Annotated in this window: 15 protein-coding genes; 7 read left to right on the top strand and 8 right to left on the bottom strand. The window is 65.2% G+C overall.

Annotation, left to right across the window (positions count from 1 at the left end):
• Positions 1-220: 220 nt before the first annotated feature.
• The 7 genes from GGQ59_RS10630 to GGQ59_RS10600 form a co-directional block, all read right to left on the bottom strand.
• Entirely contained in the window at positions 221-1,006 is a 786-nt protein-coding gene (locus GGQ59_RS10630) for an SDR family NAD(P)-dependent oxidoreductase (RefSeq protein WP_183818366.1), read from the bottom strand.
• A gap of 75 nt (positions 1,007-1,081) precedes the next feature.
• Complete coding sequence (locus GGQ59_RS10625) at positions 1,082-2,254, bottom strand: zinc-dependent alcohol dehydrogenase (RefSeq protein WP_183818364.1); 1,173 nt, start codon at positions 2,252-2,254, stop codon at positions 1,082-1,084.
• Positions 2,255-2,272: 18 nt separating this feature from the next.
• On the bottom strand, positions 2,273-2,986 hold the full coding sequence (locus GGQ59_RS10620; RefSeq protein ID WP_183818362.1) for an SRPBCC family protein: 714 nt from the start codon (positions 2,984-2,986) through the stop codon (positions 2,273-2,275).
• A gap of 310 nt (positions 2,987-3,296) precedes the next feature.
• Positions 3,297-5,075 (bottom strand): glycoside hydrolase family 15 protein, encoded by a 1,779-nt coding sequence (locus tag GGQ59_RS10615; RefSeq protein WP_183818360.1) that lies wholly within the window; start codon positions 5,073-5,075, stop codon positions 3,297-3,299.
• Positions 5,062-5,811 carry a trehalose-phosphatase gene (gene otsB, locus GGQ59_RS10610; RefSeq protein WP_183818358.1) on the bottom strand — a complete coding sequence of 250 codons (750 nt, stop codon included), beginning with the start codon at positions 5,809-5,811 and terminating at the stop codon, positions 5,062-5,064. Before otsB ends, GGQ59_RS10615 begins: the two co-directional genes overlap by 14 nt.
• A gap of 46 nt (positions 5,812-5,857) precedes the next feature.
• Positions 5,858-7,288, bottom strand: a complete 1,431-nt coding sequence (locus GGQ59_RS10605; RefSeq protein WP_183818356.1) for an alpha,alpha-trehalose-phosphate synthase (UDP-forming) — start codon at positions 7,286-7,288, stop codon at positions 5,858-5,860.
• Between the two features lie 94 nt (positions 7,289-7,382).
• Positions 7,383-8,114, bottom strand: coding sequence for an RNA methyltransferase (locus GGQ59_RS10600; RefSeq protein WP_183818354.1), 732 nt, complete (start codon positions 8,112-8,114; stop codon positions 7,383-7,385).
• Between the two features lie 349 nt (positions 8,115-8,463).
• Here GGQ59_RS10600 and GGQ59_RS10595 point away from each other — a divergent pair, with 349 nt between their 5' ends.
• From GGQ59_RS10595 to GGQ59_RS10585, 3 genes are read left to right on the top strand one after another with little or no spacing between them, the layout of a single operon-like run.
• On the top strand, positions 8,464-10,179 hold the full coding sequence (locus GGQ59_RS10595; protein WP_183818352.1) for an SIR2 family protein: 1,716 nt from the start codon (positions 8,464-8,466) through the stop codon (positions 10,177-10,179).
• A 2-nt stretch (positions 10,180-10,181) separates the two neighbouring features.
• Positions 10,182-10,757, top strand: a complete 576-nt coding sequence (locus tag GGQ59_RS10590; RefSeq protein WP_183818350.1) for a hypothetical protein — start codon at positions 10,182-10,184, stop codon at positions 10,755-10,757.
• On the top strand, positions 10,754-13,192 hold the full coding sequence (locus GGQ59_RS10585) for an AAA family ATPase (protein ID WP_183818348.1): 2,439 nt from the start codon (positions 10,754-10,756) through the stop codon (positions 13,190-13,192). Before GGQ59_RS10590 ends, GGQ59_RS10585 begins: the two co-directional genes overlap by 4 nt.
• A gap of 89 nt (positions 13,193-13,281) precedes the next feature.
• Here the strand turns inward: GGQ59_RS10585 and GGQ59_RS10580 are convergent, their stop codons facing one another.
• Entirely contained in the window at positions 13,282-13,752 is a 471-nt protein-coding gene (locus tag GGQ59_RS10580) for a GlcG/HbpS family heme-binding protein (RefSeq protein ID WP_183818346.1), read from the bottom strand.
• Between the two features lie 192 nt (positions 13,753-13,944).
• Here GGQ59_RS10580 and GGQ59_RS10575 point away from each other — a divergent pair, with 192 nt between their 5' ends.
• From GGQ59_RS10575 to GGQ59_RS10560, 4 genes are all read left to right on the top strand, one after another.
• A complete protein-coding gene (locus GGQ59_RS10575; RefSeq protein ID WP_183818343.1) occupies positions 13,945-14,514 on the top strand; it encodes a DUF2306 domain-containing protein in 570 nt (189 codons plus the stop codon).
• On the top strand, positions 14,511-15,392 hold the full coding sequence (locus GGQ59_RS10570; RefSeq protein WP_183818341.1) for a helix-turn-helix domain-containing protein: 882 nt from the start codon (positions 14,511-14,513) through the stop codon (positions 15,390-15,392). Before GGQ59_RS10575 ends, GGQ59_RS10570 begins: the two co-directional genes overlap by 4 nt.
• Positions 15,389-16,348 (top strand): alpha/beta hydrolase, encoded by a 960-nt coding sequence (locus GGQ59_RS10565; RefSeq protein ID WP_183818339.1) that lies wholly within the window; start codon positions 15,389-15,391, stop codon positions 16,346-16,348. The genes GGQ59_RS10570 and GGQ59_RS10565 overlap by 4 nt, the downstream gene beginning before the upstream one ends.
• A gap of 87 nt (positions 16,349-16,435) precedes the next feature.
• Positions 16,436-18,598 carry a carbohydrate binding family 9 domain-containing protein gene (locus tag GGQ59_RS10560; protein WP_183818337.1) on the top strand — a complete coding sequence of 721 codons (2,163 nt, stop codon included), beginning with the start codon at positions 16,436-16,438 and terminating at the stop codon, positions 18,596-18,598.
• The last annotated feature ends 146 nt before the right edge of the window (positions 18,599-18,744 follow it).

The following is an 18,744-nucleotide window of genomic DNA, read 5'->3' as shown; positions in this document are numbered from 1 at the left end:
CTTTTGTGTCGTTAGAACCCCGTTAACCTGTCAATTCGGCAAGGAGATTTCCACACCGAGAGGACCGAGCGCCTACGACTTCGCGGTGAGCGTGTGTCCGGGTTCGTTTCGTCAGCGCGACCTCCTCACCGGCTAGGGCGAAGGTCGACCGATCCGGCGCGCGGCACGAAAAAGCCCGCTTCTTTCGAAGCGGGCTTTCCTGGTCTCGTAGGGGCGTGCGTCAGTTCGACTGCCGGCCCGGCTCCGCCATGTGGCGGTGCATCTCGGCGAGGACCGTGTCGGGGATGATCCCCGTGAAGGCCGCCTGGACCTTGTTCATGAAGCCGGAGACCACACCAGCCTTGCCCTTCATCATCGCGTCGTAGCCGTGCTTCGCGGTCTTGGCGGGGTCCTCCTTGGAGTCGTCCTGACCGACCGGCGTGCCCTCCATCTCGGCGCGGTCGAAGAACTCCGTATCCGTCGGGCCCGGCATCAGGCAGGTGACCGTGACCTCCGTCTCCTTAAGCTCGTTCCTGAGCGCGTAGGAGAGGCTGTCGAGGTAGGCCTTCGTGCCGTTGTAGACGGCTTGGAACGCGCCGGGCATCAGGCCGGCGATCGAGCCCGTGATCAGGATGCGGCCCTTGTTCCGGTCGCGCATCTGGCGGCCGACCTTGTGCAGGAGCGAGGTCGTCCCCGTCACGTTGAGGTCGATCACGTCCTTCGCCTTCTGGAAGTCCTGATCGAGGAAGGCGCCGCCGAGGCCCTGCCCCGCATTGGCGAGCAGGAGGTCGACGGGGCGGCCCCCGATCGCCATCCAAAGCTGGTCGAGGCCGTGCTCGGTGCCGAGGTCCGTCTGCACCGCCGTGACGGTGACGCCCTGGCCGCGCAAGCTGTCGGCGGCGTGCTCGATCTCGGCCTCGTTGGCGACGATGAGAAGCTCGTAGCCGTCGGCGGCGCAAAGCTTGGCGAGTTCGAGCCCGATGCCAGTCGAAGCACCGGTCACGACGGCGAGTCCAGTATGAGCCATGATGCAATCTCCTAGATTATGGAAGCGTACCTTACAGGGCGCCGCCGCCCGGTCCCGGGCGGCGGCCGGCCCCGATCAATGAGGTTTCAGAACGACCTTGGTCCATTCGTCCTGATTGTCGTGGAAGTTCTTGTAGCCTTTGGGCGCCTCTTCCAGCGGCAGGTGGTGGCTGATCAGGAAGGTCGTGTCGATCTCGCCGTCCTGGATCCGTTTCAGAAGATCGGCCGTGTACCGCTGGACGTGGGTCTGGCCGGTCTTCACCTGCAGGCCCTTCTCCATCAGCGCGCCGATCGGGAAGTCGTCCACCAGACCGCCATAGACGCCCGGCATCGACACCCGGCCACCCTTGCGCACGCACATGATCGCCTGGCGCAGCGCGTCGGCGCTGTCGGCGCCGATGCCGAAGCGCTGCTTGACCGTGTCGAGCATGTTGCCCGCCGTGAAGCCGTGGGCCTCCATACCGACCGCGTCGATGACCGCGTCCGGCCCGAGCCCGCCCGACATCTCCATGAGCGCCTCGCGCACGTCGGTCAGCTTGAAGTCGATGACCTCGGCCCCGAGCTCCTTGGCGAGCCGCAGGCGGTTCGGGTAGTGATCGATCGCGATCACCTTGCCCGCACCCATGATCATCGCGGACTGGACCGCGAAGAGGCCGACCGGGCCGCAGCCCCAGACCGCGACCGTGTCGCCGGGCTTGATGTCCGCGTTCTCCGCGCCCATCCAGCCGGTCGGCAGGATGTCGGAGAGGAACAGGACCTCGTCGTCGCTCATCCCGTCTGGGATCACCTGCGGGCCGACGTCGGAGAAGGGCACGCGGACGTACTCCGCCTGACCGCCCGAGTAGCCGCCGGTGAGGTGGCTGTAGCCGAACAGCGAAGACATGGCGTGCCCGTAGAGCGCTTCGGACGCGTCCTGCTTCTCGACGGGGTTCGAGTTGTCGCAGGCCGAGTACAGATCGTTCTCGCAGAAGAAGCAGCTGCCGCAGGCGATGGTGAAGGGGATCACCACCCTTTGTCCCTTCTCGAGCGTACTCTTGGGCCCGGTCTCGACGACCTCGCCCATGAACTCGTGGCCGAGGACGTCGCCCTTCTTCATGCCGGGGATGACGGCGTCGTAGAGGTGAAGGTCGGAGCCGCAGATCGCGGTCGAGGTGATCTTCACGATGGCGTCGCGGGGGTTCACGATGGCGGGGTCGGGGACGTTGTCCACGCGGACGTCGTGCCGCCCGTGCCAAGTCAGTGCGCGCATGAGTTTTCCTTCCGTGTCTTACGGATGCATCTGGGAGGTGGCGATCTCGCCCGTCTCCATCAGCATCTTGAACCGCTTGAGGTCGCGGCGGGCTTGGATGTGAGGCTCGGCCTGCATCACCTTGGCGACCATGCGCCCGGCCGCGCCGAAGGGCGCGTCGTAGGCGATGACGAGCTCGACCTCGGTGCCGCGTCCGGCCGGGGCGTCCTTGAACGCGACGTGGCCGGTCGTCTTGATGTCCGAGCCCTCGACCGACCGCCAGCCGATCATCTCGCCCTCGCGGTCCTCCGTGACCTCGGTGATCACGTCGACCGTGCGGCCGCCGGGCGCGCGGATCTGCCAGTCGTGACGCGTCGCGTCGCCCTCCGCCCGCGGCGTGATGGCGCGCACGTTCTCCATGAACTTCGGCAGGTTCTGGAAGTCGCGGAAGAAGGCGTAGAGCTCCGCCTTCGGCTTGTTGATGGTCACCGTCTTGCCGACCAAGGCGTAGTCGCCCATGCGGTTGCGCACCGCCGTACGCGCGGGCGCGTCGTCGGGCGGTCGCCGGTCGCGGTCGTGCTGACGCGCCCTCGCGGTCGCGACGCCGATCGCGGTCGCCGCCAACGCTCCGGTCGCGATCAAGCCGAGGACGGTGCCCGGATCGTTCGTCCCCTTGCGGTTCGGTTCGTCATGGGCGCTCCGTGCGGGCAGCGCGCCCGACGGACCGCCAGGATGGGTTGAATATGACGCCATTCTTGGCCTCCCATGTCCTAAAGGGTCATGGGTAGAACGCGGCGTAGGCCCGTATCGTTCCGGGACAGCGGTATGACAGGGCCGCGAAGAGCGGCGGAACCGGCGAGCGCGCGGCCCGTCCGATCCGCTGGCCCGGGGTCTCTCCGGACGGCCGAAGGCCGATCGGGAATAGCTGCACCGGGGCTCGCTCGTTTGAACGAGGACGCCCGATCAGTCTCGGCCAGCCGCTTCGTCGGCAAGGAGGACGAAGCCGCTCCGGGCGGCGCTTCCCCGCGGGACGGTTCTAACCCCGATCACTACCGCGCTTCGGTCAGACGACCTCGGACCAGCCCTTCGACAGCCGCGTCGCGGAGTTGATGATGCCCACCATGGAATAGGTCTGCGGGAAGTTGCCCCAGAGCTCGCCCGTCTCCGTGTCCATGTCCTCCGACAGGAGGCCGAGGCGGGTCCGGCGGGAGAGGACGTGCTCGAACAGCGCGCGCGCCTCGTCCTTCCGGCCCACCGCGATCAGCGCGTCGACGTGCCAGAAGGTGCAGGCGGTGAACGCCGTCTTCGGCTTTCCGAAGTCGTCCGCCGCCTTGTAGCGGTAGACGGCGTTGCCCTCGCGCAGCTCCTTGTCGATCGCATCGACCGTACGGCGGAAGCGTTCGCGCTCTTCGTCCGATTGCGGATAGCCGACCTCGCACATCAGAAGCACGCTGGCGTCGAGGTAACCACCGTCGAAGTCGCCCGTATAGGCGCCCTTCTCTTCGGACCAGGCGTTCGCCTCGATCGTCGCGCGGATGGTCTCCGCCCTATCGTGCCAGTAGGCCCGGCGATCCTCATGGCCGAGGTGCTCGGCCACGTTAGCGAGGCGGTCGCAGGCCGCCCAGCACATCAGGACCGAAGAGGTGTGGACCGCGGCCCGCGTGCGGTACTCCCAGATCCCGGCGTCGGGCTGATCGTGCATGGCGAAGGCCCGCTCGCCGATCTTCTCCATCAGGCGGAAGTCGGTCTCGCCCGCGGGCGCCCGCAGGCGCCGGTCGAAGAAGGCCTGCGCAGCGCCTAGAATGACCTGTCCGTAGACGTCGTGCTGGATGTGCTCCGACGCTTGGTTGCCGCGACGCACGGGCGGCGATCCGCGATAGCCCGGCAGGCGGTCGACGATGTGCTCCTCGAGCTTCATCTCGAGACCGACGCCCAGGACCGGCTGAATGTGTCCGCCGTCCGTCAGCGCGGCGACGTTCCTGAGCCAGCGCAGATAGTATTCGAGGGTCGAGACCGAGGAGAGGCGGTTGAGCGCGGTGACGGTGAAGTAGGCGTCCCGGATCCAGCAGAACCGGTAGTCCCAGTTGCGCTGCGATCCCGCGTGCTCGGGCACGGACGTCGTCAGCGCCGCGATGATGCCGCCCGTCTCCTCGAAGACGCAGAGCTTGAGCGTGATCGCCGCCCGGATGACGGCGTCTTGATACTCGAACGGGACGGCGAGCCTGCGCGACCACTCCTGCCAGTAGTCCGTGGTCCGCTCTTCCCAGTCGCGGGCAAGGACGTCGGTCGCGTCCGACAGCGACTCGTCCGGTCCGAAGACCATGTGGATCGGACGGTCGAGCGTGAACTGCGTCTCGGAGAGGACGTAAGAGATCGGCGCGTCGGTCGTGACGCGGAAGCGGCTGCCGTCTTCGGAGCTGTATCGGATGTGGTTGGTGCCGCGCGACATGCGAAGCTCGCCGCCCTTCCAGCCATCCGTGGGTTTCAGCCGGACGCGGATGCGCGCGGTCCCGGCGCGCGGCACGATGCGCCGCACGAAGCTCGCAGGACGGAAGGTCCGCCCCTTCGCCGAGAAGCGCGGGCAGAAGTCGTAGATGTCGAGGACCGCCCCGCCCTCGGCATGCAGCGTCGTGCGCAAAACGGCCGTGTTGCGGATGTAGGTCTGCTCGGACCGGGTGTGCCCGACCATCTCGACGGCGAAAGTTCCTTCCCCGCCCATGAGCGCGTCGAAGACGGGCTCTCCGTCGAAGCGCGGCAGGCACAGAAAGGCATAGGCGCCGTGCTCGTCGACGAGGCCCGCGATCGAACCGTTGCCGACGACGCCGAGTTCAAGAGAGTCCATTCAGCGCCTCTTTCAGGAAGGCCCAGACGTCGTCCGGGTCGTCTAGGCGGTAGCGGGCGATCGTATCGCCGTCACCGACTTTGACGGCTTCGCCTCCGAGGCGCTGGACGACGGCGAAGCCGTCCTCGTCCGTCGCGTCGTCGCCGAAGAAGACGGGGCGGCGTCCGGCGAAGGGGGCGTCTTCCATCAGCCTTTCGATGGCCACGCCCTTGTCCATGCCGACCGGTTTCAGTTCGATCACGCGCTTGCCGTGCTGCAGCTTGTAGCCCTCGGTCTTCGCCGCGAGGCCGCGAAGCGCGTCCAGGACTGCGGGTTCCGCCTCCGGGTTGGCACGCGTGTGGATGGCCAGGACCGCGGCCTTCTCTTCGACGAAGACGCCCCTGTTCGCGTGGGCGATGGCCTCGGCGGCGCGAAGAAGGTCCGCCGGCGCCTCGGGCAGCGTGCCCGGTTCGCTCACGCCGGGCGCGAGCACCATGTTGCCGTGATTGCCGGCGCGCCAGAGGCTGGTCGGCACGCGGCGCGAGAGGTCGCGGCCGTCGCGCCCCGAGATTAGCGCCAGCGCGCCGCCGAGCGCCTTCTCGAGCGCGTCGAGCATCTCCGCCCCGCCCTCCGGCAGCCAGACAGCGTTCGCGTCGTCCTGGAGCGGCGAGAGCGTACCGTCGAAGTCCAAGAAGAGGGCGGCGCCCGATAGGAAGTCGTGCGGCGGCGCCTCCGAGGCGAGCGCGGCTTGCGGCATGAACGAGGCCCCTTGGTCGTGAAGAGCGGCCGGACGGCCCCTCGTCTTAACGGTTGAGCGCGACGACGCTCCCTGACCCCGCCTTAGCGGGGCTCGCGCTCGACCCCAAGGGCCGATCCGGCGACAGGTCCGCGATGAAGGACTCGCGCCACCAGGTGATGTCCTGCTCGTTCACCACCTTGTTCATCGCTTCCCACCGGCGGCGCCGCTCCGGCAGCGCCATGCGCAGCGCCTCGCGCATGGCGTCGGCCATGCCGGACAGGTCGTGCGGGTTGACGAGGAGCGCGCCGCCCGAGAGCTGCTCCGCCGCGCCCGCGAACTGCGACAGGAGGAGGACGCCGGGGTTGGCGGGGTCCTGCGCCGCGACGAACTCCTTGGCGACGAGGTTCATCCCGTCATGCAGCGGCGTGACGAGGCAGAGGCTCGCGATGCGGTAGAGGCCCGCCAGGTAGTCGCGCGGATAGCTACGCGCGAGGTAGCGGATCGGGATCCAGTCGAGGTCGCCGTAATCGCCGTTGATGCGGCCCGACAGCTCGTCGAGCTCGCCGCGCAGGTCGGCATACTCCTCGACCTTGGTGCGCGAAGGCGGCGCGATCTGCGTGTAGGCGATCTTGCCGTGAAGGTCGCGGTCGTGATCGAGCAGCCGGCCCATCGCCTCGAAGCGCTGCGGGATGCCCTTGGAGTAGTCCATCCGGTCGACGCCGAGGATCAGCTTGCGGTTGCCCAGGAACGGCTTGATCCGCGACTGCGCGACCTGGGCCGCGTCGCCGACGGACAGGCGCGCGAACTCGTCCGCGTCGATGCCGATCGGGTAGGCCTTGATGGTGATCGCGCGGCCCTGGACCTCGTAGCGGCAATCGCCGAGCGCCTTCGCGCCCATCTCCTCGAGGATGTACTTCTCAAAGTTGCGCCGGTCGTTCGTCGTCTGGAAGCCGATCACGTCGAAGGCCGCGAGGCCGCGCACGAGCCGCGCGTGGTCGGGCAGCGACTTGAAGATCTCGGGCGGCGGGAAGGGGATGTGCAGGAAGTAGCCCATCCGGCCGTCCCAGCCGAGCTCGCGCAGGTCGCGGCCGAGCAGCATGAAGTGGTAGTCGTGGACCCAGACGACGTCGTCGCGCTGCAGGCGCGGCCGGATCAGCTTGGCGAAGCGGCGGTTCACCTCGGCGTAGATCGCGAACTCGCTCTCGTCGAAGTTCGCGAGGTCCACGCGGTAGTGCATGACCGGCCACAAGGAACGGTTCGAGTAGCCGAGGTAGAACCCCTGATGCTCCGCCTCGGTGAGGTCGGTCACGGCGAACTCGACGCCGTCCTCTTCGAAGAGCTCGACGCCGCGCGGGGCGGTCTTCGTCACCTCGCCGGACCAGCCGAACCAGAGGCCGCCCGACTCGGCGAGCGCCTCCCAAAGGGCGACGGCCAGGCCGCCCGCCTTCGACCCCCCGGCCGCGGTGCGGTTGGAGATGCCGATCAGCCTAGGCATAGGAGAAGCGCTCTCGCGGTTGCGTCCTTCCGGAAACACCGCCCCAAAGGGGAAGTTCGGAAGCACGGAAGGATTTCAGCTAGCGTATTCAGTATCACGTTCCCTCATCCTGACGCCTCGCAAGCTGCCTGACCACCCCGCGAAACAGTCGCGTTTCCGCCTCGGTCAGCTTGGCATGCGTCAGCATGGTGCGCAGGTTCCGCTCCAGTGTGGGCCTTTTCGCCTCCGGATAGAAGTAGCCAGTGGCTTCTAGGGCGTTGAACAAATGCGTGATCATGCCCTCCGTGCTCTCCCGGCCCGCGGGCGTCTGGTCGTAGGGGCTCTCGAAGCGCTCCCCCGATCCTGCGGCGCGGGACCACTCATAGGCGACGAGGAGCACGGCCTGGGCGAGGTTCAGCGAGCTGAACTGAGGGTTCACCGGCACGGTCAGGATCGCGTCGGCGAAGGCGAGGTCGTCGGTCGACAGTCCCGACTTCTCGCCGCCGAAGAGGACCGCCGTGCGCAGTCCGTCCTGGGCATGCGCGACGAGCCGCCCGGCCGCGTCTTCGGGCTCGTGCACCGGCACGAAGACCCCCCGCTGCCGCGCCGTCGTCGCGAGGACGTAAGCGCAGTCGGACACGGCCTCTTCGACCGAGCCGAACACGCGTGCCCCGTCGATCACCTGGGACGCCCCCGCCGCCATCGCTCCCGCCTTGGCGTTCGGCCAGCCGTCCCGCGGCTCGACGAGGCGTAGCCCGGTCAGCCCGAAGTTCAGCATGGCCCGCGCGCTAGCGCCGATGTTCTCGCCCATCTGCGGGCGAACGAGGATGACGAGAGGGGTGATCATGAAAGGCGCTTACGCCGAGCGGGCGGCAGGATGAAGCGGTTGGGCGGCCGGCGCGTTCATGTCGCTTCAACGGCCGGACTGACGCTAGCGGCGAGCTACGGCGCAATCAGGCCCGAATCGAACGTTCTGCCGCTCGCGCATAGGGTCCGGTCCTATCCAGAAGGCGACATAAGACCCGTTTCTCCTCGAATAGTAAAAATCGCGATTGAAGGAGCGGAGGGCAAGCGATTCTCAATCGCTGATTGTTTCCGCGCCGGCTACCACCTAGACCGCAAACCTCAGGAATCGCGCGATGTTGGAAGCAGGTCGACGATAGGCGCGCGTAACAAACAGGGGGTGCATCATCACCGTGCCGAAAGCCGCCACGATTTCGATTGCTGAGACGCTCTCGCTTCTGGATGGCGACTTTAGGGCCTTTGCCCAAGGCGTCGCTGAGGGCCGTTACGCGTTTTGGCTAGGCTCGGGCATTTCCTTGTTCCGGTACCCGGGCCTCAAAGAAATCATCATCAAGGCGCTGGAATATCTCCGCACTCGCGTCGATCACACTCAGAACACTTGCCCGTTCAAGAAAGCGTTGGTCCGCGCCTACGGGATTGCTGATCTGAGCGCCGATGAGAGAGACTCCATCGATCTGACCTTGGCTGTTGAGGATTGGCCACTCGCTGACCTTCTGAAGGAACGGCTTAGCGGCAAGTATGCGCAGTTTCTTAACATCGACGTCGACGATGAGCCGCTAGACCTCATGATTTGGGACGCGGTCAATGTGGTAGGTACCTACGCCAACGATGATGTAATGCCCGATGCTGAGCATTATGCGATCGCCGTGCTCGTCAAGGAAGGTCTAGTCAGGGAGCTCCCCTCGGCAAATTGGGACGGGCTGATCGAAAAAGCGACGCGCGAGCTAAGCGGCGACAACGACGGCCTAAAAATCTGTGTGCGCTCGGAGGACCTGCAGGCGCCAGATCAAAAGGCAACGCTGACCAAGTTTCATGGCTGCGCGGTGCGCGCACGCGACGATGAGGCGCTCTATCGACCGTATCTTGTGGGCGCACAGCGTCAGATCGATGGATGGGCCACAGACGCGAAGGTCGCGGGGCTGGTCCAGCATTTAATCGACGTTGCAATCTCTAAACCAACTCTTTTGCTCGGCTTCTCCGCGCAGGACGCGAACATCCGAACGATTTTTGCGCTGGCTGCAGACAAGCAGAGCTGGGACTGGCCCGGCGACTTGCCGGCGTACGTCATGGCTGAAGAGGCGGTCGGAGAAGCACAGACTGCGCTCCTAGCAAATGTCTACCGCAACCAGTTCGCAGGAGCCGATCGAGCACAAATCAAAACGAGCGCCCATTTGCAGGCTTACGCTAAGCCTTTGCTGACGGCGCTGTTGTTGTGGACCTATGCCGCCAAACTTCAGCGTACGGCCCGACTCGGGACTTTTGATCTGTCGGACGAACTCGCTGCGTGGGTAGACGAAGGAGTGATCCTGTTGCGCGATCAAATGGCAGCGGCGAACACAGGTAACCATTTGGCGTTCGTGGAGGCGTTGATCGGCGGTCTGTCGCGCGGCAAGCGCCTGTTCCTCGCGGGCCGAAGCGATCCGACAACGACGCGTTACGAGGCGCTCAGCCCAATACCGCTGAGTCAGATGGATCAGAACGTCGAAACAGAGACAGATGGGACGCCCGAGGCTGCGGTAATTGCCGCTACGCTCGCCAAAGGCGTCCATGTCGGCGATTGGACGCTCAGACCAACGTTGAACACGGACGATCGAGCTGGTGTCGCCGAACTGACGAGTGGCGGGCGGACCAACCGGGTGTTTATGGTTGGCAAGCCGGACGCGGAGCTTGCACTTCATGACAGCGAAGCGGTCCTGGAAGACGACGAAGACGCCATTCTTATCCACGCCCGATCAATCCATGAGAGAATGCAACGGTCGCCCACACGCGCGCCAGGCCGGACCGGCGGCCCTGTGGGGCCGCGTCGAGTCAGCATGGCTAGTCTTATCGCGGAGGTGGCCGAGCCCTCGGCGCTGATGGAGCGCTTCAAACAGGAAGCGGGTCTGTAACGATGAGTGCGCCTGTTGAGCGAGTGGTGGCGTTCCTAGCGAACGCCGGCTTTCACGAGCTTCCGCTACCTTTAGTTATCCGTCAGAGCACGTTTGAATTCGCCGCTGTGATGATGGGGCCGGGCGATGCGAGTGACATCGTCCTCATCGCGGACACTGTGGACGCCAGAGACGCCGACGTTGTTAGAAGGATACAAGGGGTCGCCCGGGCGCTTGATCTAGCGCGCTCACGCAATCCCCTGACGTGTGTGTTGGTCGGTCCAAGGCCGCACCCGGACCATTTGTCCAGGCTCATGCAGGTGTGCCGCGTCTTACCAGTCGGCACGATTCCCTCCGGCGAAGAGCACAGCGAGGAGCATCTCTCAAACTGGCTCGCAGTGCTCACCCCGCTTGACCAAATCGACACCGAAGGCGCCGTCGCCGATCCGATGGCGGAGCTGATGTCGCGGATCGACGATTTAACTCCGGACGTTCAAGCTCTCTGCGAGAATGTCCCGAACGGTCCGAGCGCCGTCGAAGCTGCGGTCAACGAGTTGCTGACTAAGAGCCTCAGCGCCGCCTGGGGGGACAAGGCATGAGCGCTCGGCTGACGCAGGTACAGGTAACGGACTTTCGCAGCATTCGCGGAACCGTCACCGTGCCACTCGATGCACCGGTGGTCCTTGTCCACGGCCCAAATGGCAGCGGAAAGACGAGCTTGCTGTCTGCGATCGAGCTTGGCCTCACCGGGGCGGTGGGATCGCTCAAACGATTTGACGACGCTTATACAGACAATCTCGTCCACTATGACGCTGTCAAAGCGAGTATTTCGGTCAACGCTTCGCACGACGAGATTCCAAACACTCCCGCCGAGGTGAGAGTTCGGGCCGGTGAGATCGAGGGCACGCCGTTATTATCGCGGATGCAAAGCCGTTTCTTCACGGAACGCTCTTTACTCTCTCAGGCAACGTTGAGCCGTCTTCTCGAGATCTATGAAGCAAGCGATGCGCGCAAGACGGCGAGCCCCCTCACCAGGTTCGTCAACGACCTCTTGGGGCTCGATCAGCTTGATTCGCTCGTGGAGGGCCTTCATCCCACCGGTGACAAAAGACGTCTGGTTAAAAGCTTGCCGCTTTATGGCGAGGCGATCGACGAGCTGGCTGAACATGATAAATATGTTACAAGGCTCGCAGACGCGATCACAGAAGCGAGGACAGCGCTTGGGAGTAAAGCGGCCGAGCTGACCGAAGCGCTCGGGCCTTTCGGTGTTCAGTCAATCAATGATCTCGATGACGACCGGTCCCAACTAGGCGACAGCAACGCGGAACGCCGTGCATCTGTCGAAAAAGCAGCGCTTCGCCGTGATATTGAAGCCGCGCTGTCCGTGTGGCGACGGATTGAACAGCAACCGGGTCGTGAGCAACGGGCCGCGGCGGAAGCCTTTGTCCAGGATCGCCAGGAGACGCTAGCAGCGTGGGAAAATGATGAAAGGCTGGCGCTCGAGGTGGCGTTGAGCGGAGCCGCCGCGCTCTACGCAGACCTGCCGCCAGCCCGATCGGTGGGTTGGGTCGAAGCACATCGGGAAGCGGTCGAAGAACTAAGCGATGAATTCGCTAAGGCGGACGGAAGGCTGACCCGCGACGAGATGGCCCGCAAAGAGCTTATAGATTTTCGCGAGGCCTTAAATAAGGCAAAGGCCCGTGAAGGCCGACTTGATGAAAGCCTCGGGACGCTCGCGACGAGTAGTGGAGAGATGGCGCAGGCTCTTTCACAACTCGCACCGCTCGTCGACAGCGAGATTTGTCCTGTCTGCCGAAGGGATTTCTCTGAAGTAGGAACGACATCTCTCCGAACCCATCTCGCCACACACATCTCGTCCCTGTCGCAAACCGCAAGTCGTTTGCGTTCTGTGGCTGAGGAGCGCCAAACAGTCCGCATGCAGATTACGCAACATCAGAGAAATCTCAGTCGATTGGAAGAAACGGTTCTGGACGGCGGAGATCTTGCAGCGCTCAGGCATCGCCGCGCCAATCTCGGCGAAGCGCTTCGTCGATTGCAAGACACCGCCGACGCTGCGCGACGGGGCGATGCTTTGTCGAAAGAGACAGATCAAGCGTCGCAGCGTCTGGCAATTTTGAGGCGTGATGAGGAGGCGCTGCGGGGTTTGCGAGCTTCGGTCCTAGGCTTCGCGCAGCAGCTCAGCCTTCAAGAGCCGTCCGAGAGCGAGGCGCTCGGAACAGTTTTGGAGCGTTATTTGGTAGCGCTCGACCAAGTCCTCGCCGCAGCGCTGCGTCGCGACCAGGAGCGCAGGCGGGTTGAGGCGGCACTCGAGGCCTATGCCAGCGCCCATGCGCGACTTAGCGAGCTTGAACGCGATCATCGCGACGCGAGCGCGAAACACAAGAGCTTCAAAGATGCCATTAAGGCCACCAACGGAGTCCGTGGGGAGATCCGGAAACTATCGGATCGCGCCGTGGAGGCGCGCACGGCTGTTGTGCGCGAGGTGTTCAACGAGTCTCTAAATCGAGTGTGGAATAATCTCTTCATCCGGTTGGCACCGGAAGAACCTTTTCTTCCCGTATTTGAACTGCCGGATAAGGGAAGAGGGCCGGTCGAGGCGAAGCTTACCACGCGCTATCGTGGCAAGGACCAGGGCGGAAATCCGAAAGCCATGCTCAGTGCTGGTAATCTCAACACGGCGGCGCTGACGCTCTTTCTATCCCTACATCTGTCTGTGAAGCCGCTATTGCCCTGGCTCGTGATCGATGATCCGGTTCAGAGCATGGATGAGATTCACATCGCGCAGTTTGCGGCGCTCCTCCGTACGCTAGCAAGACAGCAAGGCCGCCAGGTCGTTATCGCTGTTCATGAACGTCCGCTCTTTGAGTATCTCGCGCTAGAGCTGAGTCCGGCATCGCCTGGCGACAAGCTCATCACGGTTGAGTTGTCAAAGGACGCCGAAGGACGGACGATCTGTGATCCAAAGCCGATCACGTGGAACGCGGACGCAGTCTATCGGGCAGAAGCTGTTTGAGATCGCAGAAGCTCGTGCATGCAGCTAGGCGCAACTGTCCGATGTCCGCTCCTACACCTGCGCGGTCAAACGGTTCATCCGAAGGTGCCTCAAGGTCGACTTGTCCTGAGCCCCGCCGCCGTCGCGCCTGCTTCCGCGCACTCGATATCTTGCTCCTGGCTTGCGCCCGACGCGCCAACGCCGCCTAGCGGTTCACCCGCTTCGGTGAACAGCGGCACGCCCCCGCCGACGGTCGCGATGTTCGGGACGTTGGGCGCGTTCCACTCCCGCATCGTCGCCGTCGAGAAGCGGAACGTGGCCGCCGCGTGGCCTTTCCACCGAGCGACCTCCGTCACGGCAGGGATCGCGTCGTCCATCGCCGCGAAGGTCACAAGGTCACCGGCGCCATCATGCACCGAGACGGCCATGTTCCATCCCTCGGTCTCCGCCAACGCGAGGCAGCCGTCGCGTACGGCGGCAGCCGCGTCGTAGTCGAGGTGCGGCCGCGCGGTCTGAGCGCAGGCGGCAAGGGGGAATATAGCGGCGATCGACGCCGCGACGGCGATGGTGTGTCGGAACATCGGACGGTCCTCGGTTCGCTTGCGTTGAGCGTGGCATCGCCGATGAGGAAAGGCATGTCGCGAACGGGTCCCTTGCTATCGCCAAGGGGCCAGGGTGCGCGCGAGCCGGTTGTGGTCCGGCCGCCCAGGTATAGCGTGCAACCGATGGAAAAGACGTCACCTGGATCGCCTTCGCGCGTCGGTTGGGGGTTGATGGTTGTAGCGGCGAGCTTCATCGGCCTTGCCTCGGCACGCTATGCGCTGCCCGAGGCGCCGTCCGCCCCCTTGCCTAACTACGAGGCCCGGAAAGTCACATTCGTCACGCATGCCTTGGCGGGCGGCATGGCCTTGATGATCGGGCCTTGGCAGTTCCGCGGCCCGACGCGGAGCGCGTGTCATAGGTTTCGCGGGCGGGCCTACGTGGCGGCCATCGCGGTTGCGTGGTTGGCGTCCCTACCGATCGCAGTCACGGCCGAAACAGGCAGCGTCGCGGCGCTCGGTTTCCTTTGCCTCGGGTTGGCTTGGATCACGACGACGATGCTCGGCTTCGCCGCAGCGCGCCGTGGCGAGATCGCCGAGCACCGACGCTGGATGGTCAGGAGCTACGCGCTCGCCTTCTCGGCCGTCACGCTGCGGCTCTACCTCGCTGGTGCGCTCGGCGCGGGCGTGGCGTTCAGCACAGCGTACCCCATCATTGCTTGGGCCTGTTGGGTGCCGAACCTTCTGCTAGCCGACGCTTGGCTGCGCAGGCCGGGCGGTTCAGGCGCGAGGGTGCCCGCATGACCCTTCGGGAGTCCAGCACCGTACTCGGCACGATCACGCTGCCCGATATCACGCTCGGCCGCGCCCCCGTGCCCGGCGTGCCGTCCGTCTATGCGCACCGGGCGGACGAGGACGGCGACCGTCTGATGATCTCGTTCTCGACCCACGCGCTGTCGTTCGTGCTGAGCGGCCGCAAACGGCTCTTCAGCGGGAAGCGGTACGTCGAGGTCGAGGAGGGCGGGGCGGTGCTGTTCGCGGCCGGCCATTGCCTCTCCACGGACACGCGACTCGGCCCTGAGCCCTATCGGAGCCTGTTATTTTTCTTCGACGACGTCTTCTTAGAACGAGTGCTGGCGAAGCAAGGCGCGCAGCGTCCGGCACCGCGTAGCGAAGAGCAGTTCCATACGTTGCATCCGAGCCGCCAGCTGGCGGCGCTTCGCGACGAGACCGCACGGACCCTCGCAACCTTTCCGGCGATGTCTCCCGCGCGGATAGCCCTGCGTTTGGAAGAGGCGTTACTCGTCCTATTGGAGACGGAGGGCTCGGATGCCTTCACCGTCCTTCGCAGACCAAACGGTGACGATCCGGTCGCCCGGGTCCAGCGCACGGTAGAAGGACAGTGGCAGCGGGGCTTGTCTACCGAAGAGATGGCTTTCCTCTGCCACATGAGCGCGTCGAGCTTCAAACGGCACTTCCGTACGGCGTACGGCGTCACGCCGGGCCGATGGCTCGTCGAGCGGCGACTTGGCTACGCGGCCCACCTTCTTCGCGTCGAGCGCAAACGCCCGGCTGAGGTGTTCGAGGCGGCAGGTTTCGCCTCCGCCTCGTCCTTCACGCAAAGCTTCAAAGCCCGGTTCGGCACGACACCGAGCGCGTACAGAGAGGGGAACGAGCCATGAGCTTCACGAGACGCGGTGTCCTAGCGAGCGGTGCGACCATGGTGGCTTTGCTGGGTCGGGGGGCGCGGGCCGCTAACGCCGAACCTGCGTTCAGCCCCGCTTCGGGTCGCCTCTTCCCCCTCGGCGAACTCAGCTCGGATAGGGTTGTACCGCGGGCGGTCGATGTCTGGGTGCCGGATGGCGCGACCGCGGAGAACCCTGCGCGCGTGGTCTACGTTCACGACGGCAAGAACTTCTTCGATCCAGCGCAGAGCTATTCAGGAGTCGCGTGGGAGATGGACGACGCAATGACGAAGCTGGCGGGTGAAGGCATCGAGCCAGCCGTGGTCGTCGCCATCGCCAGCCCGTCCGATGCGGACAGGCCGCGTGAGTACAACAGCCGCCACCTGTGGGACCGGCTGACGCCCAAGACGCGTGCCGTCATGGCGCGCTCCTGCGGCGGCGAGGTTCGCTCGGACGACTACCTCGCCTACCTGACTGAGACCGTCATGCCGAGGATCGAGGCGGACTTCCCCGTGCGCCGGAGCCGCTCGGATACCTTCCTCCTCGGCTCCAGTATGGGCGCTCTGATCTCACTCGAAGCGTTGGCGAGCCATCCTGACCGCTTCGGCGGGGCCGGTTGCCTGTCGGCGCATCTGATGGGCTTCGGACCGTTCGCACAGGACGAAGCGTTGCGGCCGACCGACGAGCAAGTCGCCGAGGTGACCGCGGCGGTCGGCGCCTTCGCGGCGAATGACCTGCCGGCGCCAGACCTGATTAGGCTATGGATCGATCGAGGTACGGAAGAGCTCGATGAGCACTACCCGCCTTTCCAGGAGTCGTTCGAGGCCGGTGCCGAACGCGCGGGCTTCACACCGGGCGACGGCTACCGCGCTCAAGTGTTCAAAGGGACGGGCCACCACGAACGATACTGGGCCGCGCGCCTGCCTGAGGTTCTGCGCTTCCTGCTCGGCTGACCTTCCTTCGACAGGATCAGGTCCGCTGCCGGAAGGTCGCGGACCGTCGCGGTCTCTACCCTGACCGAAACGGACAGGGGAAAAGCAATGCGGGTACTGACGACGGCCTTGATCGCGATGAGCGTTGCGGCCGGCCTTCCGGCCGCGGCACAGGAAGCAGGACCCGAGAGCCTGGTCGCGCGTACGATCGACCTCGCTGAGGCGCCTGACATAGACGGCGCGATCCTGGAGCCGGTCTGGCAGCAGGCTGACGCACTGACCGGCTTCGTCCAGATCGAACCGGTGCTCGGCGCGACCCCGACGATGGAGACGCGAGCTTGGGTCCTACACGACGACCGCAACCTCTACATCGCCGTCGAAGCGCTCGACCCGCAGCCTGACGCGATGCGGGTTCGGCGGCTCGAACGCGACCTCGCCATCGACGCGGAGCCGTCAATCCGCGTGCTGCTCGACCCACTATCCACCGGGCGGGACGGCTACGCGTTCGGCCTAAACGCCGGCGGCGCGCGCTACGACGCGCTGATCGAGAACAACCGGACCGAGCGGCCCGAATGGGACACGATCTGGCAGGGCCGGGCTCAGCTGACGCCGGATGGCTGGACGGCGGAGTTCGCGATCCCGTTCCGGTCGCTAGGGTATCGTGCGGAGGCGGGAGACTGGGGCTTCCAGATCACCCGCATGATCCCGCGCTTGGGCGAGGAGATCCGCCTATCGAACGTCGACCGCTCCCGCGAGATCATGGACCTGACCGACGTCGCCCGGCTCAGCCTGACCGCGCCGCCGCGCGACGGTTTGGGCGTCGAGGCAATGGTCTACGGCATCGTCAGAGTCGAGCACGGTACCGGCGAGGATACCGACACGAAGGGCGTGCTCGAGCCCAGCGTGGACGCCCGCTGGTCGATTACGCCCTCGCTGAACGGTACGGTCACGCTGAACACGGACTTCAGCGATGCGCCGCTCGACGAGAGGCTAGTCAACACGGGGCGCTTCGCGCTCTTCCTTCCCGAGACCCGGGACTTCTTCCTGCAAGACGCCTCCGTCTTTCAGTTTGGCGGCGCGGCCTTCACAGGCGACGTCAACGGCCGCCCGTTCTTCTCGCGGAGGATCGGCCTCGAAAGCGGAGCGGCGGACGGCATCGCGGCAGGTACCAAGCTATCGGGGCGGGTGGGGCGCTTCGGGATCGGTGCGCTGTCCGCCTGGACAGAGGAGGGGACGGCGGAGCCGCAGCTGCTGTCCGTCGCGCGCTTGTCCGCCGACGTGACGGCTGGCACCCGGATCGGCGCGATCGCGACGAACGGCGATCCGTCAGGGCTGACGGACAACACGGTGGCGGGGGTCGACCTCCAGCATATCTGGACAGGCTTGGGCGGCGGCAACCTTAGCGTCGACGCAGCCGTCTTGCGCTCCTGGCAGGGCGGCGAAGCGTTCGACACCATCGGCTCGGAGGTCGCCTATCGGTCGAGCGCTTGGACGGGCTTCCTGCAGTACAAGGACATCGAGGCCGGCTACGACCCCAAGCTCGGCTTCGCGAACCGGTCCGGCATTCGGCGAATGAACGGGTACGGGTGGAAAAGCTTCTACCTCCGTGACCTGCCGATCAGCTACGCCAGCCTTGGGGTCGCGCGCGGCGTCGTCGGTGATCGCGACGGCACGGTTCTCGATGGCCACTTCGCGACCTTCCTGACGCTGAGGACGCCGCGCCAGGACCAGCTGTTCCTGAACCGGCTCGAACGCAAGACGACGGTCCTCGAACCCTTCTCGATCTTGAGCGAACTGCCGGTCGCACCGGGGGTCTACGACACCGAGAACTACGAGGCGCATCTCGACCTGGCGCCGTCGCGGACGGTCGGCGGGCGGCTCTACGTGGATTGGGGCGGTGCCTATGACGGCGAGACGATCAAGGTGAACCCGATCCTGCGGGTCCGCCCGAACCGGCACCTCGCCTTTGAGGCTGGCTACACGCGTGAATCCTTCGACCTGCCGACCGGCGATCTCACCGTTCAAGTCGTCAGTGCGGGCGCTGAGTTCAACGCGACGCCGAACCTGCGCATCGCTGGCCAAGCCCAGTACGACGACGCGAGCGATCGGCTCGGTCTGCTCGGCAAGCTTCGGTGGGAGGTCACCCCGGAGACCGAACTGCTCGTCGCTCTGTCTCACGGTCGCGACCTGGCCGGCCCAGTGAAAACGGCAACCTCTCAAGAAACCGACACGCGGTTGACCGTTAGGTTCGGACGCGTGCTTCGCTTCTGATGTCCGGTCCTGCGCCGAAGTGGACGTCGCAGTCCTGCAATCAACGTCCCTTATCGGTGACGAACCGACTTTCCGGTCGCTGCTGAAAGCGACCTTACCGCCACACTTATCCCCGCCCCCTTGGGCCCGTGCCATTCTCTCCTGGT

Origin of the sequence: Parvularcula dongshanensis, from assembly GCF_014199615.1 — a bacterium.
Lineage (GTDB): Bacteria > Pseudomonadota > Alphaproteobacteria > Caulobacterales > Parvularculaceae > Parvularcula > Parvularcula dongshanensis.
Note: the sequence above shows the minus strand (reverse complement) of the source record. Positions and strands in the feature narration are given on the sequence as shown.